Origin of the sequence: Pseudomonas sp. NFX71, assembly GCF_048079215.1 — a bacterium.
In the GTDB taxonomy this organism is placed as follows: domain Bacteria; phylum Pseudomonadota; class Gammaproteobacteria; order Pseudomonadales; family Pseudomonadaceae; genus Aquipseudomonas; species Aquipseudomonas fluorescens_B.
Genome location: NZ_CP182230.1, coordinates 2,388,839 through 2,412,824, shown reverse-complemented (window position 1 = coordinate 2,412,824; position 23,986 = coordinate 2,388,839). Strand labels below are relative to the sequence as shown.

General features: G+C 60.4%; 22 protein-coding genes and 2 pseudogenes. 17 read left to right on the top strand and 7 right to left on the bottom strand.

What is annotated here, in order from left to right:
- The first annotated feature begins 116 nt into the window (after positions 1 to 116).
- The gene (locus ACM1ZW_RS11185) at positions 117 to 1,919 is read left to right on the top strand and encodes an acyl-CoA dehydrogenase (protein WP_414884988.1); all 1,803 of its coding nucleotides are present in this window, start codon (positions 117 to 119) and stop codon (positions 1,917 to 1,919) included.
- 142 nt (positions 1,920 to 2,061) lie between these two features.
- On the opposite strand, the gene ACM1ZW_RS11180 is transcribed toward ACM1ZW_RS11185, so the two are convergent.
- From ACM1ZW_RS11180 to ACM1ZW_RS11165, 4 genes and pseudogenes are all read right to left on the bottom strand, one after another.
- Positions 2,062 to 2,769 (bottom strand): methyl-accepting chemotaxis protein, encoded by a 708-nt coding sequence (locus tag ACM1ZW_RS11180; protein WP_416740811.1) that lies wholly within the window; start codon positions 2,767 to 2,769, stop codon positions 2,062 to 2,064.
- Positions 2,770 to 2,973: 204 nt separating this feature from the next.
- A pseudogene (locus ACM1ZW_RS11175) lies at positions 2,974 to 3,837 on the bottom strand (cache domain-containing protein); the annotation flags it as partial.
- A 262-nt stretch (positions 3,838 to 4,099) separates the two neighbouring features.
- Entirely contained in the window at positions 4,100 to 4,402 is a 303-nt protein-coding gene (locus ACM1ZW_RS11170) for a cell division protein ZapA (protein WP_017336179.1), read from the bottom strand.
- Positions 4,399 to 4,629, bottom strand: coding sequence for a hypothetical protein (locus ACM1ZW_RS11165; protein ID WP_017336178.1), 231 nt, complete (start codon positions 4,627 to 4,629; stop codon positions 4,399 to 4,401). Before ACM1ZW_RS11165 ends, ACM1ZW_RS11170 begins: the two co-directional genes overlap by 4 nt.
- 209 nt (positions 4,630 to 4,838) lie before the next feature.
- On the opposite strand from ACM1ZW_RS11165, the pseudogene ACM1ZW_RS11160 reads away from it, so the two are divergent.
- The 5 genes and pseudogenes from ACM1ZW_RS11160 to selO form a co-directional block, all read left to right on the top strand.
- Positions 4,839 to 5,675, top strand: a pseudogene (locus tag ACM1ZW_RS11160) (MCP four helix bundle domain-containing protein); the annotation flags it as partial.
- Positions 5,658 to 6,530 (top strand): methyl-accepting chemotaxis protein, encoded by an 873-nt coding sequence (locus tag ACM1ZW_RS11155; RefSeq protein ID WP_416740810.1) that lies wholly within the window; start codon positions 5,658 to 5,660, stop codon positions 6,528 to 6,530. The pseudogene ACM1ZW_RS11160 and the gene ACM1ZW_RS11155, both read left to right, overlap by 18 nt.
- A gap of 307 nt (positions 6,531 to 6,837) precedes the next feature.
- Positions 6,838 to 8,580, top strand: a complete 1,743-nt coding sequence (locus tag ACM1ZW_RS11150) for a potassium/proton antiporter (protein ID WP_017336176.1) — start codon at positions 6,838 to 6,840, stop codon at positions 8,578 to 8,580.
- A 34-nt stretch (positions 8,581 to 8,614) separates the two neighbouring features.
- Complete coding sequence (mscK, locus tag ACM1ZW_RS11145) at positions 8,615 to 11,965, top strand: mechanosensitive channel MscK (RefSeq protein ID WP_414884987.1); 3,351 nt, start codon at positions 8,615 to 8,617, stop codon at positions 11,963 to 11,965.
- Positions 11,966 to 12,013: 48 nt separating this feature from the next.
- Positions 12,014 to 13,477, top strand: coding sequence for a protein adenylyltransferase SelO (gene selO, locus ACM1ZW_RS11140; RefSeq protein WP_414884986.1), 1,464 nt, complete (start codon positions 12,014 to 12,016; stop codon positions 13,475 to 13,477).
- A gap of 6 nt (positions 13,478 to 13,483) precedes the next feature.
- On the opposite strand, the gene ACM1ZW_RS11135 is transcribed toward selO, so the two are convergent.
- Both ACM1ZW_RS11135 and ACM1ZW_RS11130 read right to left on the bottom strand, forming a co-directional pair.
- Positions 13,484 to 13,885 carry a helix-turn-helix domain-containing protein gene (locus ACM1ZW_RS11135; RefSeq protein ID WP_017336173.1) on the bottom strand — a complete coding sequence of 134 codons (402 nt, stop codon included), beginning with the start codon at positions 13,883 to 13,885 and terminating at the stop codon, positions 13,484 to 13,486.
- Positions 13,882 to 14,178, bottom strand: a complete 297-nt coding sequence (locus ACM1ZW_RS11130; protein ID WP_416740538.1) for a type II toxin-antitoxin system HigB family toxin — start codon at positions 14,176 to 14,178, stop codon at positions 13,882 to 13,884. The genes ACM1ZW_RS11135 and ACM1ZW_RS11130 overlap by 4 nt, the downstream gene beginning before the upstream one ends.
- 193 nt (positions 14,179 to 14,371) lie before the next feature.
- On the opposite strand from ACM1ZW_RS11130, the gene trxC reads away from it, so the two are divergent.
- Positions 14,372 to 14,806, top strand: coding sequence for a thioredoxin TrxC (gene trxC, locus ACM1ZW_RS11125; RefSeq protein WP_416740537.1), 435 nt, complete (start codon positions 14,372 to 14,374; stop codon positions 14,804 to 14,806).
- Between the two features lie 33 nt (positions 14,807 to 14,839).
- Here the strand turns inward: trxC and ACM1ZW_RS11120 are convergent, their stop codons facing one another.
- A complete protein-coding gene (locus ACM1ZW_RS11120) occupies positions 14,840 to 15,610 on the bottom strand; it encodes a ParA family protein (protein WP_017336170.1) in 771 nt (256 codons plus the stop codon).
- Between the two features lie 354 nt (positions 15,611 to 15,964).
- On the opposite strand from ACM1ZW_RS11120, the gene ACM1ZW_RS11115 reads away from it, so the two are divergent.
- The 10 genes from ACM1ZW_RS11115 (at position 15,965) to ACM1ZW_RS11070 (ending at position 23,960) form a co-directional block, all read left to right on the top strand.
- Positions 15,965 to 16,690, top strand: a complete 726-nt coding sequence (locus tag ACM1ZW_RS11115; protein ID WP_017336169.1) for a beta-ketoacyl synthase chain length factor — start codon at positions 15,965 to 15,967, stop codon at positions 16,688 to 16,690.
- Positions 16,666 to 17,475 carry a lysophospholipid acyltransferase family protein gene (locus tag ACM1ZW_RS11110; protein WP_017336168.1) on the top strand — a complete coding sequence of 270 codons (810 nt, stop codon included), beginning with the start codon at positions 16,666 to 16,668 and terminating at the stop codon, positions 17,473 to 17,475. The genes ACM1ZW_RS11115 and ACM1ZW_RS11110 overlap by 25 nt, the downstream gene beginning before the upstream one ends.
- Positions 17,456 to 17,716: a phosphopantetheine-binding protein gene (locus tag ACM1ZW_RS11105; RefSeq protein WP_017336167.1), complete on the top strand. Its 261-nt coding sequence runs from the start codon at positions 17,456 to 17,458 to the stop codon at positions 17,714 to 17,716. Before ACM1ZW_RS11110 ends, ACM1ZW_RS11105 begins: the two co-directional genes overlap by 20 nt.
- Before the next feature lie 9 nt (positions 17,717 to 17,725).
- Positions 17,726 to 17,980: an acyl carrier protein gene (locus tag ACM1ZW_RS11100; protein ID WP_017336166.1), complete on the top strand. Its 255-nt coding sequence runs from the start codon at positions 17,726 to 17,728 to the stop codon at positions 17,978 to 17,980.
- Entirely contained in the window at positions 17,977 to 18,522 is a 546-nt protein-coding gene (locus ACM1ZW_RS11095) for a membrane protein (RefSeq protein WP_017336165.1), read from the top strand. The genes ACM1ZW_RS11100 and ACM1ZW_RS11095 overlap by 4 nt, the downstream gene beginning before the upstream one ends.
- A complete protein-coding gene (locus tag ACM1ZW_RS11090; RefSeq protein WP_414879962.1) occupies positions 18,519 to 20,201 on the top strand; it encodes an AMP-binding protein in 1,683 nt (560 codons plus the stop codon). The genes ACM1ZW_RS11095 and ACM1ZW_RS11090 overlap by 4 nt, the downstream gene beginning before the upstream one ends.
- Positions 20,202 to 20,338: 137 nt before the next feature.
- The gene (locus ACM1ZW_RS11085) at positions 20,339 to 21,073 is read left to right on the top strand and encodes a glycosyltransferase family 2 protein (protein ID WP_414884985.1); all 735 of its coding nucleotides are present in this window, start codon (positions 20,339 to 20,341) and stop codon (positions 21,071 to 21,073) included.
- Positions 21,070 to 22,017: a glycosyl transferase gene (locus ACM1ZW_RS11080; protein WP_017336162.1), complete on the top strand. Its 948-nt coding sequence runs from the start codon at positions 21,070 to 21,072 to the stop codon at positions 22,015 to 22,017. The genes ACM1ZW_RS11085 and ACM1ZW_RS11080 overlap by 4 nt, the downstream gene beginning before the upstream one ends.
- Complete coding sequence (locus ACM1ZW_RS11075; RefSeq protein ID WP_416740536.1) at positions 21,998 to 23,542, top strand: HAL/PAL/TAL family ammonia-lyase; 1,545 nt, start codon at positions 21,998 to 22,000, stop codon at positions 23,540 to 23,542. The genes ACM1ZW_RS11080 and ACM1ZW_RS11075 overlap by 20 nt, the downstream gene beginning before the upstream one ends.
- A complete protein-coding gene (locus ACM1ZW_RS11070; protein WP_017336160.1) occupies positions 23,535 to 23,960 on the top strand; it encodes an acyl-CoA thioesterase in 426 nt (141 codons plus the stop codon). The genes ACM1ZW_RS11075 and ACM1ZW_RS11070 overlap by 8 nt, the downstream gene beginning before the upstream one ends.
- Positions 23,961 to 23,986: the final 26 nt, after the last annotated feature.

The following is a 23,986-nucleotide window of genomic DNA, read 5'->3' as shown; positions in this document are numbered from 1 at the left end:
TCGCTCCCACATTTGATTCGCGCTGCCCGCATCCCACCATCACGCTCATCAATCATCCTGTTCAGCCTCTATTCCCACGCCTAGACTCGGTCCATTCCAAAAAAAGGTAGGCCGCCATGTCCGAGACGTTGCTCAGTTCCCGCAATCTGGCTTTCGAGCTGTATGAAGTCCTCGATGCCGAAGGCCTGACACAGCGTGAGCGTTTCGCCGAGCACAATCGCGAGACCTTCGATGCTGCCATCGGCACTGCCCGCAACATCGCCGAGAAGTTCTTCGCCCCGCATAACCGCAAGGGTGACGAGAACGAACCGCGCTATGAGAACGGCCAGGCGATTCTGATTCCGGAAGTGAAACCGGCCGTGGATGCTTTCCTCGAAGCCGGTTTCCTCAACGCTGCGCGCAGTTTCGACGCCGGCGGCATGCAACTGCCTACACTGTTGTCCCAGGCCTGCTTCGCGCACTTTCAATCGGCCAACGCGGCGTCAACTTCTTATCCCTTCCTGACCATGGGCGCGGCGAACCTGATCGAAAGCTTCGGCACTGAAGAGCAGAAACAACGCTTCCTGCAGCCGATGATCGACGGCCGCTTTTTCGGCACCATGGCGCTGACCGAGCCCCATGCCGGCTCATCCCTGTCGGATATTCGTACCCGCGCGGAGCCGGCGTCGGACGGCACTTATCGCCTGAAGGGCAACAAGATTTTCATCTCCGGCGGCGATCACCCGCTGTCGGAAAACATCGTGCACATGGTGCTGGCCAAACTGCCGGACGCGCCGGCCGGGGTGAAGGGGATTTCGCTGTTTATCGTGCCCAAGTTCCTGGTCAACGATGACGGCAGCCTGGGTAAGCGCAATGACGTGTTGCTGGCCGGTCTGTTCCACAAGATGGGCTGGCGCGGCACCACGTCTACGGCGCTGAACTTCGGCGACAACGGCGAATGCGTCGGCTATCTGGTGGGCAAGCCGCACCACGGTTTGAGCTACATGTTCCAGATGATGAACGAGGCGCGGATCGGCGTCGGCATGGGCGCGGTGATGCTCGGCTACGCCGGTTACCTCTATTCGCTGGAGTACGCCCGCGAGCGCCCACAGGGCCGCGTGCCGGACAGCAAAGACCCGAACACCGCGCCGGTGGCGATCATTCAACATGCTGACGTGAAACGCATGTTGCTCACGCAAAAAGCCTACGTCGAAGGTTCGTTCGACCTTGGTTTGTATGCGGCGCGATTGTTCGATGACACCACGACACTGGAAACCGAAGGCGAGCGCAAACAGGCGCATGAGCTGCTGGATTTGCTGACGCCGATCGTCAAATCCTGGCCGTCAGAGTTTTGCCTGAAGGCCAACGAACTGGCGATCCAGATTCTCGGCGGCCACGGCTACACCCGTGAGTACCCGGTCGAGCAGTATTACCGCGACAACCGTCTGAACCCGATTCATGAAGGCACCCACGGCATTCAGTCGCTCGACCTGTTGGGGCGCAAACTGGCGCAGAACGGTGGCGCGGGACTCAAGCAATTGATCCGCCTGATCGCCAATACTGCCGAGCGCGCTCACGCATACGATTCGTTGACCCCTTTGCGTGAACCGCTGGAGAAACTGGTGGCACGCCTGCAGACCGTGACCATTGGCCTGCTGACCGATCTGGGCCAAGGCAAGGTCAACAGCAGCCTGGCGAACTCGGCGCTGTACCTGAAAGTGTTCGGGCACACAGTGATTGGCTGGCGCTGGCTGGAACAGGCGATTCGCGCCGAGGAAGGGTTGGCCAAAGGGAATGCGGCGGATGTGGGCTTCTATAAGGGCAAGCTGCAGGCGGCGCGGTATTTCCTGACGTGGGAAGTGCCGGGTTGCCACCATGAACTGGCGATTCTTGAGGCTCGGGATGATGTGTGTCTTGGGATGCAGGATGAGTGGTTTTAACTAAAGCCTTGCAATGCTGCTGAAATCCAATCGCGAGCAGGCTCGCCTCCACAGGGATCTCTGTCGGTCACAGATAATGTGATCAACACCCAAATCCTGTAGGAGCAAGCCTGCTCGCGACGGCATCAGCACAACCAACACATCACTTCAGCTTGAAACTGCCCATCTGCCGCGCCAGATCATCCGCCAACCGCTGCAACGTCTGACAGTCCTCACGGCAAGCCCTGACCTCCCCCGCCGTCGCCCGGGCCAGATCGGAAATCCCCTGCACATTGCGGTTGATCTCTTCCGTCACCGCCGACTGCTCTTCCGTCGCGGTCGCCACCTGATGGTTCATGTCGCTGATGCGCTCGACCTGCCCGGTAATCGCCGTCAACGACGCCCCGGTGCGCTGGCTGGACTCAACCCCGGTGCCCGTCGCCGCTTGCCCGGTGTGCATCGACGACACCGCGTTCTCCGCGCCCTGCTTGAGGCTGCCGATCATCTGCTGAATCTCATCGGTGGAAGCCTGCGTACGTCGAGCCAACGTGCGCACTTCATCCGCCACCACCGCAAATCCACGCCCCATGTCCCCGGCCCGCGCCGCTTCGATGGCTGCGTTCAACGCCAAAAGGTTAGTCTGCTCGGAAATCCCGCGAATCACCGCCAGCACCTGATCGATGGATGCCACCTGATTGGCCAGCTCGCCTACCGCGCTAGCGGCGTGGCCGATTTCATCGGACATGCTTTCAATATGCCGGATCGAACCGCCGACCACTTCCCGCGCCTGCATCGCCTCATCGCGAGCATTCTGCGAAGCAACCGCGGCGTTGCCGGCGTTCTGCGCGATTTCCTGCACGGTCAGGCCCATTTCGTGGACGGCGGTGGCGACCATGTCGGTCATTTCCTGCTGACGCCCGGAGCGTTCGGCGGTGTTGTCCACAACCTTCGCCACCTGACTGACTGCGGTGCGCAAGCGCTCACTGGTGGTCAGCACTTCACCGATCATCTCGCGCTGACTGTCGAGGAATCGATTGAAACCGCGCGCCAGGTCGCCCAGCTCATCGGCGCGACTGGAATCTAACCTGTGGGTCAAATCTCCACCACCGCTACCGATGGCTACCAATGCCGCTGTTACCTGACGAATCGGGCGCACCAGGCCACGGGCCAGCAACACCACCAGCAACAGGCACACCAGCGCCACCGCCAGACCGATGCCGCTGCTCATCCACATGGCGCGGCGGGCTTCGGCGTAGATCTGCGACTGTGGCACTTCGGCCACCAGGGTCCAGCCCAGATCCCGCAAAGGCAGGCTCAATGCCAGGAAATCTTCGCCGTCGCGGGTGAATCCGCTGCTGGTGGCGGCTTTTTGACCCATGACTGTTTGCGCCGCTGAGCCGCCAATTTGCTCGGCCAGGGTCCGTTTTCCGCTGAACTGCGCCTCGGGATGAACCTGGATCAAACCGTCGGAACGTACGAGATAGACCTTGCCGCGCTCACCAAAATTGAAGTTGTGGATCAGCTCCGACAGCTCTTTCATGCTCAACCCGAGGCCCGCAACGCCCACGACTTTGCCGGCCTGTTCGACCTTGAGGTCGATGAACAACGCCAACTCTCCGGTCGCGGTGTCATTGTCGATATTGAGGGTGCGCGGCTGGTTGCTGTCGAGGAACGAGTAGAACCAGGCGTCCTTGGGGTTGGATCGGCTGAGGGTCCGGTCCAGGCCTTTTTCAGTGAAATAGTGGTTTGAAGCCGTGCCGACGATCAGCGCGGTAAACGCTTTGTGTTCCGCGCGAATGCCTTCCAGATACTCCACGAACGCGGCGGTCCGGGCACTGTCTTCACCCCCGGCCAGCCAGTCACGCACCATGCTGTTGCTGGCGATGTCCTTGGCGGCGGTAAGGGGTTGCACCAGGATGCGTTCGATGTCGTTGCGCATCGCTTCGATGCTCGACGGCAGCGCTTGTTCGACAAGGTAGCTCTGGGCAAGACGGTTGACCACGAGGGTATAAATGCCAACCACGATCAGAATACTGACCAGCAGGGCGGTGCCCATGCTCAGGATCAACTGCCATTGAATACTGCGTCGCCAGAACTGCATGGAGCACCCCCAAAGAATAAGAGGCTGAAACACTGCAACAGCCGTGCCGATTGTATACAACACAAACGACAATTTATTCTTTGGTTGTGCGCAAAGCCGATCAGGCCTGATTGATCGTCTTGGAGATCACTTCAACCGTGGCGCTGACTTGCTCTTGGTAACGGTCGAGTTCGAGCTTGTGTTGCTTTTGCATTTCGATCTGCTGCGAGCACAGATTCATGGCTGCCAGCACCAGCAGGCGGTCACCGATCAGCGTCGGGTACTTTCTTTTGGTGTCGGCCAAAGCGGCTTTCAACATCATGGCGGCGTCCAGCAGGGTTTGCTCTTCCCCGGCCGGCGCCTTGATCGAATAGTCCTCCCCCAGGATCGAGACGACTTTTACCCCTGCGGCGCCCTGACTCATGCGCTGACCGGGCCGGCGCTGACGCGTTCAACCAGGGCCTGAATGCGGGCGGCGGTGGCGCCTTGTTTTTCTTCCTGTTCCATCAGACTCAGCTGCAGGCTTTCGTTTTCATCCTTGGCCTGGGCCAATTCTGCGCTCAGGGTCTGGTTGGTGCCGAGCAGGTTCTGGTTCTGTTGAACAAGGTCGCTGACCAGCTGTTCCAATTGGCTTAGGGATGCTTCCAACATTTTGATTTTCCAGGCATTTTCAAAGGGCGCGTACGATAAAGAAAAGTCACCACGGATGCCAGGGTTATTGGGGCGCAAGGCCTTGATTTTGCTGGCAGGTGACCTTCCTCGCGAACTTTAAAGACTGTGATTGGCGAATCTGGTTCCTGCACTTCGTCGCCGGGCCCTCGCTGCGACAAATACGCACAGGCATTCAAGACTTTAGTCGTATGACCGATAAGTCATCCATACGTCAGTCCCAGCGCCGCACGGCTGCGCTCTTTTCGGTAAACACCATGTCCCTTCGTAATATGAATATCGCGCCGCGGGCGTTCCTCGGCTTCGCTCTGATTGGCGGTTTGATGCTGGTTCTGGGTGTGTTTGCCTTGAACCAGATGAGCAAGATCCGTGGTGCCGGTGAAGACATCGCCTCCATGAGCGTACCGAGCATCAAAAGCCTGGATGAGTTCACCCAGCTGACCTTGCGACTTCGGGTCCTGTCCTATCGTTTGCTGGTAAACCGCGAACCTGATGTTCAGCAGAAAACCATGGAACTGTTCGACCTGCGCAACCAGCAGATCCGCGATGCCCAGAAAGTCTACGAGCAACTGATCGAGGGCCCGGAAGAACGCGCCGCCTATGATAAGTACGTGCAGTTGCTGGCGCAGTATCGCCAACTCGAAGAGCGGATGAAGACGTTCTCGCGCAACAATCAGGTCGACGACCTGCGCAAGTTGTTGAACACCGAGTTGCTCGCCAACTCCGAAGAAGTCAACGCAGCCCTCGCGAAGTTGCTTGAAATCAATACCCTGCAGATCGACAAAACCGACCGCAATGCAGGTGACCAGTATTCGATGTCCTTCAATCTGGTGATCACTTTGCTGGTCATCGCCACCGGCCTGACCGTGCTGTTTGCCTGGTTGCTGACCAACAGCATCACCAAACCGATCGCCAATGCCTTGAGCGCTGCCGAAGAAATCGCCGAAGGTAACCTGACTCGGCCGATCACCGTTGATGGCGAAGACGAAGCCGGTCGTTTGCTGCTGGCCATGTCGAAGATGCAGGACAAGCTGCGCGACACCCTGCAGCGGATTTCCGGCTCGGCCACGCAACTGGCCTCCGCCGCCGAAGAGCTCAACAGCGTCACCGACGAAAGCGCACGCGGCCTGACCCAACAGAACAACGAGATCGAACAGGCTGCCACCGCGGTCAACGAAATGACCAGCGCCGTGGAAGAAGTGGCGCGCAACGCGGTGAGCACGTCCGAAGCGTCGAAGAACGCCATCACATCGGCTGGCGATGGCCGCGATCTGGTTCAGGAAACCGTCAGCGCCATCGAACGCATGAGCGCCGATGTGCAGAGCACCGCCACGCTGATTGGCGACCTGGCGAATGAATCCCGTGACATCGGCAAGGTGCTGGATGTGATCCGTGGCTTGGCCGACCAGACCAACCTGCTGGCGTTGAACGCGGCGATCGAAGCCGCTCGCGCGGGTGAAGCCGGTCGTGGTTTTGCGGTAGTGGCGGATGAGGTCCGCGCCCTGGCGCATCGCACTCAGCAGTCGACCAGTGAAATCGAACGGATGATCGGCAGCATTCAAAGCGGCACCGAACACGCTGTGGATTCGATGCGCAACAGCACCGAGCGTGCCGAGTCGACCCTGAACATCGCCCGGGGTGCCGGCCTGTCGCTGGACACGATCAACAGCGCCATCGTCGAAATCAACGAACGCAACCTGGTCATCGCCAGCGCGGCCGAAGAGCAGGCGCAGGTGGCGCGGGAAGTGGATCGCAACCTGGTGAACATCCGTGATCTGTCGGTGCAATCGGCAACCGGGGCCAATCAGACCAGCGCAGCGAGCAATGAGCTGTCGCGGTTGGCGCTGGACCTGAACAACATGGTTGGGCGGTTCAGTCTCTAAAGAGCACCGCGAACTCTGTGGCGAGGGGATTTATCCCCGTTCGGCGGCGCAGCCGCCGTAAACCCATTGTTCCCGGTACACCTGATCAAACTCGTCTGAGGGTTTGGGGGTAGCTTCGCTACCCAACGGGGATAAATCCCCTCGCCACAGATAAATCCCCTCGCCACAGTGATCGAGCTCAACCCGGCGACGTTGTCGTTGCTGCAAAACCTTTTTGACAGCATCACATTTCAACAGGTTAGAATCGCTGGCACGCAGACTGCATGGTCAGTTTGTGCCCGCCTTTCAGCTTTCTGGAGTACTGCCTTTGAATGCGACGACCATCAACAGCCTGTTCTTGATCGGCGCGTTGCTGGTAGGTGCAAGCATTCTGGTGAGTTCACTTTCGTCCCGCCTCGGCATCCCGATTCTGGTGATTATCCTGGCCGTGGGCATGGCGGCCGGCGTCGATGGCGGCGGCATCATTTTCGATAACTACCCGACGGCCTATCTGGTCGGCAACCTCGCGCTGGCGGTGATCCTGCTCGACGGTGGCTTGCGAACCAGGGTGTCGAGTTTCCGCGTGGCGTTATGGCCGGCACTGTCGCTGGCCACGGTCGGCGTGCTGATTACCACCGGGCTGACCGGCATGGCCGCGGCGTGGCTGTTCAATCTGAACCTGATTCAAGGCCTGCTGATCGGTGCCATCGTCGGCTCCACGGATGCCGCGGCGGTGTTTTCGCTGCTCGGCGGCAAGGGCCTTAACGAACGGGTCACCGCCAGCCTCGAGATCGAATCCGGCAGCAACGACCCGATGGCGGTGTTCCTCACGGTCACCCTGATCGACATGCTCGCCAGCGGCGAAACCGGCCTGCACTGGAACCTGCTGGTGCATCTGGTGCGCGAGTTCGGCATCGGCGGCGTGATCGGCCTGGGTGGCGGCTGGTTGATGCTGCAGCTGGTCAACCGGATCAATCTGGCCACCGGCCTTTATCCGATTCTGGTGATTGCCGGCGGCCTGGTGGTGTTCGCCCTGACCAACGCCCTGCACGGCAGCGGTTTCCTTGCGGTTTACCTGTGCGGCCTGGTGATCGGCAACCGTCCGGTGCGCAGCCGCCACGGCATCTTGCACATGCTCGACGGCATGGCGTGGCTGGCGCAGATCGGCATGTTCCTGGTGCTGGGGCTGTTGGTGACGCCGCATGATTTATTGCCCATCGCCCTGCCCGCCCTGGGCCTGGCGCTGTGGATGATTCTGTTTGCACGGCCACTGTCGGTGATGGTCGGCCTGTTGCCGTTCAAGGCCTTCCACGGCCGGGAAAAAGCCTTTATTTCCTGGGTTGGCCTGCGTGGTGCGGTCCCGATCATCCTGGCGGTGTTCCCGCTGATGGCCGGCCTGCCCAACGCTCAGCTGTACTTCAACCTCGCGTTCTTTATCGTGCTGGTCTCGCTGCTGGTGCAGGGTACGAGCCTGCCATGGGTGGCGAAGCTGTTGAAGGTGACCGTTCCGCCCGAGCCGGCGCCGATCTCCCGCGCCGCGCTGGAAGTGCATGTCACCAGCGAGTGGGAGCTGTTCGTTTATCGCCTCGGCGCTGAAAAATGGTGCATCGGCTCGCCCCTTCGCGAACTGAAAATGCCCGAAGGCACGCGCATCGCGGCCCTGTTTCGTGGCCAGCAACTGCTCCATCCGTCGGGTAGTACGGTGCTCGAAGTCGATGATTTGCTGTGCGTAATCGGTCACGAACACAACCTTCCGGCCCTCGGAAAATTGTTCAGCCAGGCACCGCAACGAGGTCTGGATTTGCGCTTCTTCGGCGACTTCGTACTGGAAGGAGATGCCCAGCTGGCCGCGGTTGCTGCCCTGTACGGATTGAAAGTCGAGGGCATCGATCCGGATATGACTCTGGCCCGTTTCATTGCCCACAAAGTGGGCGGTGCGCCAGTGGTGGGTGACCAGGTGGAATGGAACAACACCATCTGGACCGTCGCGGTCATGGAGGGGAACAAGATCGGCAAAGTGGGCGTCAGATTCCCCGAAGGAAGTCGCCCGGGTCCGGGACTCTTCCTCTAAACTCCACACTTCGTCTCGTTTTCGATCGGTCTCTATGTCAACCCTGCGCACCTTTTTCATCATGGCCCTGCTGGGCTTGAGTCTTTCTGTCGGTACGTTGCAAGCGGCCGAACCGCCGTCCAGCGAAGCCGTGCAGGCAAACCTGGACAAGATTGCCGAGCGCAAACTGCCGGAAGCCGACCAAAAGGCCCTGCAGACCCTCCTGCAGAACACGCTGACCCAGCTCGAGAATAAGCGTGATTACGAGCGGAAGCTGACCGATCTCAAGCAGCAACTCGCCACGGCGCCGAAGCAGAACATCGAGAACCAGCGCGAACTGACTCGCCTCAAGGCCACCAACGTGACGCCGGTGGCGCAACGCTATAGCAAAGAGTCCATTCAGCAGCTGGAGCAGATGCTCACCGAGCGTTCGACCCAGCAAAGCGACATGCAAAAAGCCCTCGCCGAAGCGAACAGCCTGGTCATTACCGCCCAGACCCGGCCCGAGCGCGCCCAGGCTGAAATTTCCACCAGCCAGACGCGCATCCAGCAGATCAACAACATCCTCAAGGCTGGCAAGGACAACGGCAAGACCTTGAGCGGCGAACAGCGTGACCTGCTCAATGCCGAGCTGGCCGCACTGAACGCGCTGATCCCGCTGCGCCGCCAGGAACTGGCCGGCAACAGCCAGTTGCAGGATCTGGGCAACAGCCAGCATGACTTGCTAACGGAAAAAACCGATCGCCTGGACCGGGAGATCCAGGAGCTGCAAACCCTGATCAACCAGAAACGCCTGGCCCAGTCTCAGGAAACCGTGACGCAGCAGTCCATCGAGGCTCAGAAATCCGGCAGCAGCGCCCTGCTAGCCACCGAAAGCGCGGCCAATCTGAAGCTTTCCGACTATCTGCTCAAAAGCACTGACCGCTTGAACGTCGTCACCCAGCAGAACCTGCAAACCAAGCAGCAGCTGGACAACGTGACCCAGAGCGATTCGGCCCTGGACGAACAAATCAACGTGCTCAAGGGCAGCCTGCTGCTGTCGAAGATTCTCTACAAACAGAAACAGGGCCTGCCGCGCCTCAAGCTCGACCGTGACCTGGCCGACCAGATCGCCGATATCCGCTTGTATCAGTTCGAAGTCAGCCAGCAACGGGAACTGCTCAGCAACCCGGCGGCCTACGTCGACAACCTGCTCTCGACCCAACCTCCCGAGCAAGTCACCCCGCAACTGCGCAAGAGCCTGCTGGAACTGGCCACAACCCGCGCCGACCTGCTGGAGCGGCTGAACCGCGAACTCAGCGCGGTGCTCAACGAATCGATCACGCTGCAACTCAATCAGAAACAGCTGCTCAGTACCGCGCAAAGCCTGCGGGCGACCCTCGATGAGCAGATGTTCTGGATTCCGAGCAACAAGCCGCTCGATCCGGAATGGATGCGCGGCGTGCCGGAGCGTCTGCAACGCCAGATCGCGACCCTGCCGCTGGCGTCGAGCGTGAGCGAACTGATCGACGGCCTGACACAGCGACCGCTGCTGTTCCTGCCGTTGGTTCTGCTGATCGGCGCCCTGTTGTGGCGTCGCAAAAGCCTGTACGCCCGACTGAACAAGGTTCACCAGGACATCGGCCACTTTAAGCGTGACAGCCAGCTGCACACGCCGCAGGCGATTCTGATCAATATTCTGCTGGCCATGCCGGTCGCACTGGGCCTGGCCTTGTGCGGCCTGGCCTTGCAGATCGACGCTCGCGGGCAGAACGCCAACATGGGCTCGGCCTTGTTGCAGATGGCCCAGGCCTGGCTGGTGTTCTACACCGCCTACCGCATCCTCGCGCCGGGCGGCGTCGCTGAACTGCATTTCCGCTGGGAAAAACCCCAGGTCGAATTCCTCCAGGGCTGGGTCCGCCGACTGGGTCTGGTGGTGATGGCCCTGGTCGCCGTGGTGGCGGTTGCCGAGCTGCAACCGGCAGCACTGGCCGATGACGTGCTCGGCATGCCGGTGGTGCTGACCTGCTACGCACTGATGGCCTGGTTGCTCAGTCGCCTGCTGATCAGCAGCCCGACGCACCAGAACGCCTCACTGTTCCGCAAGGCGGTGGGCATCCTGTTTACCGCGTTGCCCATCGCGTTGTTCGTCGCCGTCTGCTTTGGCTACTACTACACCGCGCTGAAACTCAGCGACCGCTTGATCAACACCCTTTACCTGCTGATGTTCTGGCTGGTGATCGAAGCCACCTTCGTCCGAGGGCTCAGTGTTGCCGCACGGCGCCTGGCCTATCAGCGGGCGCTGGCCAAACGTCAGGCCGCCAAAGAGGCCGGCGACGGCGAAGCAGTGATCGAAGAGCCGACCCTGGACATCGAAAAGGTCAATGAACAGTCCCTGCGCCTGATTCGTCTGGCGCTACTCGGCGGCTTCATGGCCGCACTGTACTGGGTCTGGTCTGACCTTATCTCGGTGTTCTCGTACCTGGACAACATCACCCTCTACGAATACACCAGCGGCACCGGCGCCAACATGAGCATGGTGCCGATCAGCATCGGCGACATGCTCGGTGCGCTGATCATCATCGGCATCACCTTCGCCCTCGCGCGCAACTTGCCGGGGCTGCTGGAAGTCCTGGTGTTGTCGAAGCTGAACCTGGCCCAGGGCAGCGCCTATGCCACGACCACGTTGCTGTCCTACGTGATCGCCGGCGTCGGTTTTGTCTCGACCCTGTCGACCCTCGGCGTGAGCTGGGACAAGTTGCAATGGCTGGTGGCGGCGCTCTCGGTCGGTCTTGGTTTCGGGATGCAGGAGATCTTTGCGAACTTCATTTCCGGCATCATGATCCTGTTCGAACGCCCGGTACGGATCGGCGACACCATCACCATCGGCAACCTGTCGGGCACGGTGAGCAAGATTCGCATCCGCGCCACGACCATCACCGACTTCGACCGCAAGGACATCATCGTCCCGAACAAGACGTTCATTACCGGGCAACTGATCAACTGGTCCCTGACCGACACCATCACCCGGGTGACCTTGAAGCTCGGCGTCGATTACGGCTCGGACCTGGACCTGGTGAAAGAACTGCTGCTGAAGGCTGCCCGGGACAATCCGCGTGTCTTGAAAGACCCCGAACCCCACGTGTACTTCCTGAACTTCGGCGAAAGTACCCTCGACCACGAGCTACGCATGCATGTGCGCGACCTCGGTGACCGTAACCCGGTGCTCGATGAGGTCAACCGCTTCATCAACCGCGAGTTCAAGAAACAGCACATCAACATCTCGTTCCGGCAGATGGAGGTTTACCTGAAGAACCTGCACGGCCAGGAATACAAAATGGTGCCGGTCGAGTCGGAAACCAAAACCATCGTGCCGCTGGTGGATGGCAAACCACCGCAAGAGCCACCAGCCGCCAAGCTCGACTAACCGCCCCGTCCCTAGCAGAATGCTCGGACATTCTGCTGGAGATGGCCGGTGAAAGCCCTCGACGAACTGACCTTCGATAACCGCTTCGATCGCCTGGGCGATACGTTTTCCGCCCACGTGCTGCCCGAGCCCATCGACAACCCGCGCCTCGTAGTCGCGAGCCCTGCCGCCATGGCGCTGCTCGACCTTGATCCGGCCGTGGCCGAAACCGGGGAGTTTGCCGAGCTGTTCAGCGGCCACAAGCTCTGGGCCGATGCGGTGCCTCGGGCGATGGTCTATTCCGGGCATCAGTTCGGTTCCTACAACCCGCAGCTGGGCGATGGTCGCGGCCTGTTGCTGGGCGAGGTCTACAACGAGGCCGGCGAACATTGGGACCTGCACCTCAAAGGTGCCGGCCAGACGCCTTTTTCGCGCATGGGCGATGGACGCGCGGTACTGCGTTCGTCTATCCGCGAGTTTCTCGCCTCAGAAGCCTTGCATGCACTGAACATCCCGACCACTCGCGCGTTGTGCGTGATCGGCTCCGACACGCCGGTTTGGCGCGAAAAACAGGAGCGCGCCGCCATGGTCCTGCGCCTGGCGCCGAGTCATGTGCGCTTCGGGCATTTCGAATATTTCTACTACACCAAACGCCCAGAGAAACAGAAAGAACTCGGCGAGCACGTGCTGGCCCTGCACTTCCCCGAATGCCTCGAACAGCCCGAACCTTATCTGGCGATGTTCCGCGAAATCGTCGAGCGCAATGCCGAGCTCATCGCCAAATGGCAGGCCTATGGTTTCTGCCACGGCGTGATGAACACCGACAACATGTCGATCCTCGGCATCACCTTCGATTTCGGCCCGTTCGCCTTCCTCGACGATTTCGACGCCAATTTCATCTGCAACCACTCCGATGACCAGGGCCGCTACTCCTTCAGCAACCAGGTGCCGATTGGTCAGTGGAACCTCAGCGCTTTGGCTCAAGCCTTGACGCCGTTCATCAGCGTCGAGGCCCTGCGTGAAACCCTGGGCCTGTACCTGCCGCTGTTCCAGGCTCACTATCTGGACCTGATGCGCCGCCGCCTCGGGCTCACCACCGCCGAAGATGACGATCAGAAACTGCTGGAACAGCTGCTGCAACTGATGCAGAACAGCGGCGTCGACTACAGTCTGTTCTTCCGCCGCCTCGGTGATGAATCACCGGAACCGGCCGTGGCCCGGTTGCGCGACGACTTCGTCGACATCAAGGGCTTCGATGCCTGGGCCGAGCGCTATGTCGCCCGTGTTGCACGCGAAGGTGAAGCTGATCAGGAACAGCGCCGCCAACGGATGCACGCGGTCAATCCGCTCTACATCCTGCGCAACTACCTGGCGCAGAAAGCCATCGACGCGGCGGAAAGCGGCGACTACTCAGAAGTTCGCCGGCTGCATGCGGTACTGAGCAAGCCATTCGAGGAGCAGCCGGGGATGGAAAGCTATGCCGAGCGGCCGCCGGAGTGGGGGAAGCATTTGGAGATCAGTTGTTCTTCCTGAACCTGGCTAGATAAAGGTTTCCACTGACGTACCGAAGCGCTCGGCCAACCAACGGATCTGTCGCAGGTTGAGCTGACGCTTGCCGCTGAGGATTTCGGACACCACCGATTGAGTGCCAACACCAGGCAGATCGCTCTGAGTCAAACCGTGCTCGCGCATCATGTAACCAAGAACATCAGCACCACTGGCTTCGGGCATAGGGTGATGTTTGTGATCCCATTCCTCTATCCAGTCTCCGATGATGTCGACAAGACTCATTAGAGGATGCGACTCGTCATCACCTGTTATTTCGAGCAACTCATCGAGCGCAAGAACAAGCCTGTCGTAGTCGTCTTCGTTTTTCGGCTTCCGCAACAAGGGTGAAACAAACTCCCAGTGCTCAGCCGCCTGTTTGATCAATGCACTCATTCTTTTCCCTCCTTCCATTTTCCTCGGTCATATTCGCGATGATCCAGTACGTGCTTGATGTACAGCTTTTGGCTCCGGTACCTGACATATGCAATCAAGCGCAGCTTATTTCCCCCGATATCGAATACATGTAACTCCCCAACCTTGTCGGTCGCAGAAAACAACGACTTCATGGCGGCAAAATCACAAGGACTATTTCGCTTGAGCAGTCGATACCAATGGTCAAGCGCAGTTGTTGAATTTGGCCATTTTTCCTTTGAATCCCATATTCGTTTTTCAGAAAACACACGCATGCAATTTCCTTATCGCATTGGCTATGGATGAGTTAACCACAGGGAGTGAATATCGCAAGTTGCGATAATCTTCAGCCGACCGGCGGCGCGCCAGCGTTCTCCTAGCGTAGATTCGCTGCGATTGTTCGAACGGTTGAAAATATGAGCAAACGTCTCCAAATCAGGGGGACGGCTTCTTAAAAGGACCACCCTCATGACCGCCCCACTCCTCATCCCCTGCCCCCACTGCAACGGCCTCAACCGCATACCCGCCGAGCGCCTCAGCGACCATCCGAAATGTGGCCGCTGCAAGGGCGAAGTCCTGCTGAGCAAACCGTTCGAGCTGAAACAAAGCGATTACGCCAGCCAGATCAAGGGTGATTTGCCCTTGCTGGTGGACGTGTGGGCGGACTGGTGCGGGCCGTGCAAGTCGTTTGCGCCGGTGTTCGAGCAGGCGGCCACTCAGCTGGCGGGCAAGTGCCGGTTGGCGAAACTGGACAGCGAGGCCAACCAGCAGTTGTCGGCGCAGTTGGGGATTCGCTCGATTCCGAGCCTGATTCTGTTCAAGAACGGTCGGGAAGTGGCGCGCCAGAGCGGGGCCTTTCCGTTGCCGCAGTTGATGAGCTGGTTACGTAGCCAGGGGATTTAATATCACCACAATGGCCGGCGTCGTTTACGCGAATCAGGCGTTTTCCAGCAGGTTATGCAGCTCGACGAATTGCTGGGTCAGCTTGTGCCGTGGATCAAGATGGATCAGCGGTGTGTTGGCCTGATGCGATTCGCGCATGCGCACCGAACTCGCCAAATACACCGGCAACACCGGCAGACCTTCAGCAATCAGCTCATCGAGGATCTGCTGCGGCAGGCTGGCACGGGCCTGGAACTGGTTGACGACGATACCCTCGACCTCCAGCCCTTCGTTATGGTCTTCCTTCAATTCTTCGATTTCCGCCAGCAGGCCGTACAGCGCCTGACGCGAGAAGCTGTCGCAGTCGAACGGAATCAGCACCCGATCAGCGGCAATCAACGCTGAAACCGCATAGAAATTCAGCGCCGGCGGGGTGTCGAGGTAGATCCGGTCATAATCGCCGTCCAGTTCCTCGAGCAATTTTCGCAGCTTGTTGATCTTGTGTTTCGCCTCAAGCTTGGGCTGCAAGTCGGCCAGCTCGGCAGTGGCGGTAATGACATGGAGGTTGTCGAACGGGGTTTCGTAGATATCGACCTGGTTTTTCTTCGAGAACGGCCCCGAAGACAGTGTCTGCTTGAAGAAGTCGGCAATACCCATCGGAATGTCATTACCGGTGAGCCCGGTGAGGTACTGGGTAGAATTGGCCTGAGCGTCGAGATCCACCAGGAGGGTTCGATAGCCCTCGCTGGCACTGACCGCCGCCAGATTGCAGGCAATGCTGGATTTGCCTACGCCGCCTTTCTGATTGAATACCACGCGCCGCATGTCAAAACCTCCGTGTATCAAAGAATGACCGAGTGTAGTAGTCCACGGCGTCGCTTAGCTACCTCGCCGGCACAGGGACTACACAGTCAGGTGCAAACGCTCACTGAAAAAGCCGCCTTCTCGTCAAGAAAAAGGCTCCCGGCGCCGACAGACATCCACGACCCGATGTGGATAATGGCCAAACGACATCCACTCACGGACCAATCGGTACATTTCGTTGTGCAAAATGTAACCAGCATTTGCTACACGCCCGCCGCACCGGGATAATGCGCGCCACTCGACGCTAAGCGTCACGTAAGGTGAGTCGCGTTTTCGCGCCTCGTCGCGTCAAGAAAGCCCGCAGGGGCGGGATGAATGCCTGTGATCAACTTCAACATCGCCCAATGGCGCGCGTGGGCCCCTGGGCTCGAAAGCGTGGACGATTGGCAGGCCTGGAGCCGACAACCGGTCGCGCTGCCAAGCTGCGATGCTGCCCCCGACGTCTCGTTTCTGCCGGCCATGCAGCGGCGGCGGCTCAGCCGTCTTGCGCGGATGGCGTTCAGTGTCGGCTGGCCGTTGGCCGATGGTCGCCCTGATCTACCGTTGGTCTTTATTTCCCGCCACGGCGAAACCCCGCGCACCTTCGACATCCTCAGTGATCTGGCCGCCGATCAGCCACTGTCGCCGACCCAGTTCAGCCTGTCCGTGCATAACGCGGTCATCGGCCTGTGGTCGATCATGCGTGGCGAAACCAGTGAAATGACCGCCCTGGCCGCCGCCGGCGATGGCCTTGAACACGGCATGCTAGAGGCGGCGGCACTGCTTGCCGAAGGCGCGCCCGCGGTTCTGCTGGTGGTCACCGAAGAACAGCCACCCGAAGCCTATTCGGACTGGATCGACGACGTGCCCTTTCCCTACGCGGTGGGTTTGTTGCTGACACCCGGCAACGATTGGCAGTTGTCCCTGAACAGCACTTCGGATGAGTTGTCCAAAGCCCACTGGCCCCATGCCCTGAATCTCTTGCGTACCCTGCTAGGCCAGCAGACCACCTGCCAACATGCCTGGAAAAATCGTGTATGGACCTGGCAACGCAACCTGTAAGTGAAAAAAACCGCGACGCCTATTACTGGCGTTTGCTGGCCACCGCCGCTAGTTTCACCCTCTTCGGACTGGGTGGGCTGTGCCTGCGCCTGGTGGTTTTTCCGGTGCTGGGCTGCCTGCCCGGCAGCGCACAGACGCACCGGCTACGCGCGCGGCAAACCGTCAGTCGCTGTTTCTGGTTTTTCGTCCGGTTCATGGCCCGTACCGGCGTGCTGACCTACGACATTGAGGGCGCGGAAAAACTCGGCCGCCCCGGGCAGATGATCATCGCCAATCACCCGTCGCTGATCGACGTGGTGTTCCTGATCGGCCTCGTACGCCATTCCAACTGCGTGGTCAAAAGCAGCCTTTGGGAAAACCCCTTTACCCGCGGCCCGCTACGCCGCACCGAATACATCAGCAACGACGGCAGCATGGACATGCTCGATGCGGCAGCCGACGCACTGAAAAGCGGCCAGACCCTGATCATTTTTCCGGAGGGCACCCGCACCCAGCCCGGTGAAACGCCCTCCTTTCATCGGGGTGCGGCGTCGATCGCACTGCGCGGTGCGAAAATTCTCACCCCGGTGGTCATCAAGGTCAGCCCGACCACGTTGACCAAGGCCGAACCCTGGTATCGGATCCCCAAACGCCGCGTGCACTTCAGTTTTCGGGTCGGGGCCGATATAGACCCACAGGCCTTCGCCGTGCAAGGGCCCGCGCCTCAAGCCTCGCGCAAGCTCAATGATTACTTGCATCACTACTTTATTAAGGAGCTCGCCGAAGATGAGCGATCTGCACCGTGAAATCAAAGAACTGATTATCGAAGCCCTGGGCCTCGAAGACATCAGCGTCGACGACATCGGCAATAACCAGACTTTGTTTGGCGAAGGCCTGGGCCTGGACTCCGTCGACGCCCTGGAGCTCGGCCTGGCGATCCAGAAAAAATACGGCATCAAAATCGACGCCGACGCCAAGGACACCCGTAATCACTTCAGTAACGTGGCGAGCCTTGCGGCGTTCGTCACCGCAAAACAGGCAGCTTGAGACCGGACCATGCAAACTCGTGATGACATTTTCAACACCCTGCGCGATGCCTTGGTAGAACTCTTCGAGCTGGACCCCGAGCGTGTGAGCCTCGAATCCAACCTGTACCAGGACCTGGAAATCGACAGCATTGACGCGGTCGACCTGATCGACCACATCAAGCGCCAGACCGGCAAGAAAATCGCCGCTGAAGAATTCAAAACGGTGCGTACCGTCAGCGACGTGGTCGAGGCGGTCTACCGTCTGGTTCAACCCGCCGCATGAGCCGAGTGATCGGCCTTGGCCTGCTGCTGGCGGGCCTGCTGTACCCCTTTGCGGTGTATTTCGGCATGGAACATTTTGCCCCGTGGCAGTTCGGTCTGCTGCTGGGCAGCCTGTGGCTGGCTCGGGCGCTGACGGGCGTGCGCCGACCGGGAAACCGGTGGATGGCCACCATCGCCATCGTGTTTTGCCTGTTGCTCGCACTGTTCGACAGCCCCGCCATGCTGCGCTGGTACCCCGTGCTGATCAGCGGCTTCATGCTGATGCTGTTCGGGTTGAGTTTGAAATACGGCCCGCCGATGATCGAACGCCTTGCCCGCCTGCGTGAGCCACGCTTGCCGGCCAAGGCAATTCGCTATACCCGCCAGGTCACCATTGCCTGGTGTGTGTTTTTTCTCTGCAACGGTTTGTGCGCTGCAGCCCTGACCCTCTGGGCGCCGCTGAGTTGGTGGATGTTGTACACCGGCCTGATCTCCTATGGATTGATCGGCCTGATGTTTGCCATTGAATGGCTTATACGACAACGGGTACGAGGCCACCCATGAATTGGATAAAACTTGAGCAATTGTTGCTCAAGGCTCAACCGGAACGTGCTGTGACGGCTGATCCGGTGCTGAATCACGCACAACTGTGCGAACAGGCCCTGAGTCTGGCCGCCGGCCTGCAAACGCAGGGCGTGCAGCGCATTGCCGTGCACCTTGAGGATGCCGCCGACCTGGCAATTGCGCTGCTGGGTGCCTGGCGCGCCGGTGTCAGCGTGCTGCTGCCTGCCGACCTGCAACCGCAAACGCGTCAACGCTGGTCGAGCGAAGTCGACCTGTGGCTGACGGATCAGGCCGATGATGCGCACCTCAGCGATTATCGCCATGCGTCACTGACCGCCGCAGCCCTGGACCTGGATCGCTGCACGCTAAGCCTGTGCACCTCCGGTTCCAGCGGCGAACCCAAGCGCATCGACAAGACCCTGCGCCAACTGGCCAATGAAGTCGAAGCGCTGGAGCAGCTCTGGGGTGCCGATCTGGGCGAGGCGTGCCTGATTGGCAGCGTCGCCACCCAGCACATCTACGGCCTGCTGTTTCGGGTGTTGTGGCCGCTGTGCGCCGGGCGTTCATTCGTGCGCAAGCAACTGGCCTTTCCAGAAGATTTGCAGCGCGCCAGCCGCAAACACCCGACCTTTGCGTGGGTTGCCAGCCCGGCGCTGCTCAAGCGCATGGGCGACAACCTTGACTGGCCGGCGCTGAGCGCGGTTCGCCGGGTGTTTTCCTCTGGCGGCGCTTTACCCGCCGAGGCAGCGCAAAGCCTTCAACAACGGCTGCAACAGTGGCCGACGGAAATCTTCGGCAGTTCGGAAACCGGTGGCATCGCCTGGCGTCAGGGCAACACTCTCTGGCAAGCCTTCGCCGGCATCGAGTTGAGCCAGGACAGCGACGGCGCGCTGCTCATTGCGTCGCCATACTTGCCGCCCGGTCACATCGAACACACTGCGGATGCGGCGCGAATCGCCGCCGACGGCCGCTTCGAACTGCTCGGGCGGCTGGACCGGATCGTCAAACTGGAAGAAAAACGTATCTCGCTGCCGATGCTGGAGCAGGCGCTGATGGCCCACGAATGGATCGCGGAAGCGCGCCTCGGCGTGGTTCAGGAGAATCGTGCCTCGCTGGGTGCATTGCTGGTGCTCAGCGAATCGGGTTTGCATGCCTTGCGCAATCAGGGCCGACGCACCCTCACTCAGGAACTGCGCCAACACCTCAGCCAGCATTGCGAAGCCCTCGCCCTGCCACGACGCTGGCGTTTGCTGCGGCAACTGCCGCTCAACACTCAAGGCAAACTGCCTCAGGCCGAGGTGGAAGCCTTGCTGCTGGCGCCGCGCCCGAAAGCGCCGCAAGTGCTGGAGCAGGTCGAAGTCGATGGTGAGTGGAGCCTGCAATTGGCGATACCACCGGACCTCGCCTACTTCAGTGGCCACTTCCCCCAGGCGCCGGTTCTGCCCGGTGTGGTGCAGGTGGAATGGGCACTGAACCTTGGTCAGCAATTGATGAAACTGCCGGAAAAGTTCGCCGGCATGGAAGTGCTGAAATTCCAGCAACTGGTGCGTCCGGGCGATGAAATCCAGTTACACCTGCGCTTCGATCCGGTGCGCAGCAAGCTGTATTTCGCCTATCGCAACGAGACCGCCACCTGCTCCAGCGGGCGGATTTTGCTGGAGGCTGCAGGCAATGCTTAACCTGTGGCGAGGGAGCTTGCTCCCGCTCGACTGCGCAGCAGTCGCCTTGATGTCAGCACTAATCAGTTTTGGAGCTGCTTCGCAGCCCAGCGGGAGCAAGCGCTCTTTCCACAGGGGTTTTGCGCAGGTTCCACATCATGCATAAACCCTGCGCAATCATCCCGGTCTACAACCACGAAACCGCGATCACCACCGTGGTCGACGCAGTGATCGCAAGCAACTTGCCATGCATTCTGGTCGACGACGCCAGCGACCCGGCCTGCGCGGCGGTGCTCGATCAACTGGCCCAACGCGAGATGGTTTACCTGATCCGCCTCGCCGCCAATCAGGGCAAGGGCGGCGCGGTCATGACCGGCCTGCGCGAAGCCTCGCGCCTGGGCTTCAGCCATGCCTTGCAGGTAGACGCCGACGGTCAGCACGACCTGCAAGACATCGCGACGTTCATCGAACAATCACGCGCCCATCCGCGCGCGGTGATCTGCGGCTATCCGCAATACGATGCCAGCGTGCCGAAAGGTCGTCTGTACGCCCGCTACCTGACGCACGTAATGGTCTGGATCAACACCCTGTCGCTGCAGATTCGCGACTCCATGTGCGGCTTCCGCGTCTATCCATTACCGCCAACCCTGGCGCTGATCGACTCGGCGAAAATCGGCAAGCGCATGGACTTCGACTCGGACATTCTGGTGCGCCTGGCCTGGCGCAATCAGCCGATGCAGTGGCTGCCGACCAAGGTGCACTACCCGCTGGACGGTGTCTCACACTTCCGGATGTTCCACGACAACGTGCTGATTTCGAGCATGCACACCCGGCTGTTCTTCGGCATGTTGCTGCGAGCCCCGGTGATCCTTTGGCGACGGTGGCGAGCATGAGCAGCAACGCAGACAAGGAACACTGGGCCGACCGCCAGGAGCGCGGCAGTTTCTGGCTGATGAAGCTCACCGCGTTCGGCGCCAAGGTACTCGGCCGCCGACTGTTGAGCCCGCTGTTGTACGGCATCGTCCTGTACTTTTTCCTGTTCGGTCGCAGTGCCCGGCACAGTGCCTGGCAATACCAGCAGCGCCTCGCCGACTGGAGTCATCGCGAGGAATTACGCCCCAGCCACTGGCGCGTATTCGGTCAGTTCATGGCCTTTGCCGATTCGATGCTCGACAAACTCGACGTGTGGAACGGCAAGCTGAGCCTCGAGCAGATCGAAATCATCGATCCGGCATTGCTGCGCAATCAGCTGCGCGGCAGCCGCGGGCAACTGCTGGTGGGCGCGCATCTGGGCAACCTCGAGGTGTGTCGCGCGCTGGCGGAGATCGGCGAAAAGGTCACGATGAACGTGCTGGTGCACACCAAGCACGCCGAGCAGTTCAACCGTTTGCTGGGCGAAGCCGGGGCGACCAATCTGCGGCTTATCCAGGTCAGCGAACTGGACCCGGTGATCATGCTGCAACTGCACGAGCGCCTGGAGCGCGGCGAGTGGCTGGCGATCGCCGGTGATCGCGTGCCGTTGCACGGTGGGCGCAGCGTGACCGTGGATTTCCTTGGCCAGCCGGCAAAGTTTCCGCAAGGGCCGTGGCTGCTCGCGGGGCTGTTGAAATGCCCGGTCAACCTGCTGCTGTGCCTGAAAAAACCCGACGGTGATTACCGGCTGACCCTGGAACCGTTCGCTGACGCGATCACCTGGAAACGCAGCGACCGCGAACAGGTCATTCATCAGTGGGCGACCCGCTACGCCGAACGCCTGGGTCACTATTGCCTCGAAGCACCTCAACAATGGTTCAACTTTTACCCCTTCTGGAAGACCGATGACGACGCCAACGCTTGAGCCGGTAACCTTCGGCGAACTCCCTTTGCGCATCGAAGACGTGCTGGCCCTGGCCAACCGTCAGGTGCCGACGCAGTTGCAGGACGATCCTGCGTACCGCGAGCGCATCGCCAAGGGTGCGCGATTCCTCGATTCCCTGCTGGACAAGGAAGGCGTGATCTATGGCGTGACCACCGGTTACGGCGATTCCTGCGTGGTCGCGGTGCCGCTGCATCACGTCGAGGCGTTGCCGCGTCATCTGTACACATTCCACGGTTGCGGGCTGGGCAAACTGCTCGACGCCCAGGCCACCCGCGCGGTGCTCGCAGCGCGTTTGCAGTCGCTGTGCCACGGCGTGTCCGGGGTGCGCGTGGAATTGCTGGAGCGCCTGCAAGCGTTCCTCGAACATGACATCCTGCCGCTGATCCCGGAAGAGGGCTCGGTAGGCGCCAGCGGTGATCTGACGCCACTGTCCTATGTCGCGGCGACCTTGTCCGGCGAGCGCGAAGTGATGTTCCGCGGCGAACGCCGCCAGGCCGCGGACGTGCATCGCGAACTGGGTTGGGAACCGCTGGTTCTGCGCCCGAAAGAAGCCCTGGCACTGATGAACGGCACCGCCGTGATGACCGGCCTCGCCTGCCTGGCCTACGCCCGCGCCGATTATTTGCTGCAACTGGCCACCCGAATCACCGCGCTGAACGTGGTCGCGCTGCAAGGCAATCCGGAGCACTTCGACGAGCGCCTGTTCGCCGCCAAACCGCATCCGGGGCAGATGCAAGTCGCCGCGTGGCTGCGCAAGGACCTGGCGATCGACGCACCGACCGCGCCGCTGCATCGCTTGCAAGACCGCTATTCCCTGCGCTGCGCGCCCCACGTGCTCGGCGTCCTGGCCGACAGCCTGAACTGGTTGCGCTCGTTTATCGAGATCGAACTCAACAGCGCCAACGACAACCCGATCATCGACGCCGAAGCCGGGCGCGTGCTGCACGGCGGGCATTTCTACGGCGGCCACATCGCGTTCGCCATGGACAGCCTGAAAAACCTGGTGGCCAACGTTGCCGACCTGCTCGACCGTCAACTCGCACTGTTGGTGGACGAGCGTTATAACCATGGCTTGCCGAGCAATCTGTCCGGCGCCACGGCGGATCGCGCGATGCTCAACCACGGCTTCAAAGCCGTGCAGATCGGCACCAGCGCCTGGACCGCCGAAGCATTGAAAAACACCATGCCGGCCAGCGTGTTCTCCCGCTCCACCGAATGCCACAACCAGGACAAGGTGAGCATGGGCACCATCGCCGCCCGTGATGCGATCCGTGTGCTGGAGCTGACCGAACAGGTCGCCGCCGCCACGCTGCTCGCCGCCAATCAGGGTGTGTGGCTGCGCAGCAAAGCTGAAGATGCCCGCCCGTTGCCACCCGCCCTTGCCGCCATGCACGAAGCGCTGGCCAAGGACTTCCCGCCAGTCATCGAAGACCGCGCACTGGAAGGCGAATTGCGCCTGTGCCTGAAACGGATTGCCGAACAACACTGGAGGCTGCATGCGTAGCAAGGGAGTGCTTCACACCGATACGGAAATCCTCGTGCCGTTCTTTGACGTCGACACCATGAACGTCGTCTGGCACGGCCATTACGTCAAATACCTGGAAGTCGCTCGCTGCGCGCTGCTGGACAGGATCGGCCACAACTACGACGCCATGGTTGCATCGGGCTACGCCTGGCCGGTGATCGACCTGCAATTGCGCTACGTGCGCGGCGCGGTGTTCGGCCAGAAGCTGAATGTACGGGCGAATCTGGTGGAGTGGGAGAACCGGTTGAAGATCAATTACCTGATCAGCGATCTGCAAACCGGTGAACGTTTGACCCGGGCCAGTTCCGTGCAGGTGGCTGTCGACATGGCCAGCCGCGAGATGCAGATGGCCTCACCGAAAGTGTTCACCGACGCCGTTGAAAGGATGCTGCCATGAACACCGATATCGACACCTCTTCTGAG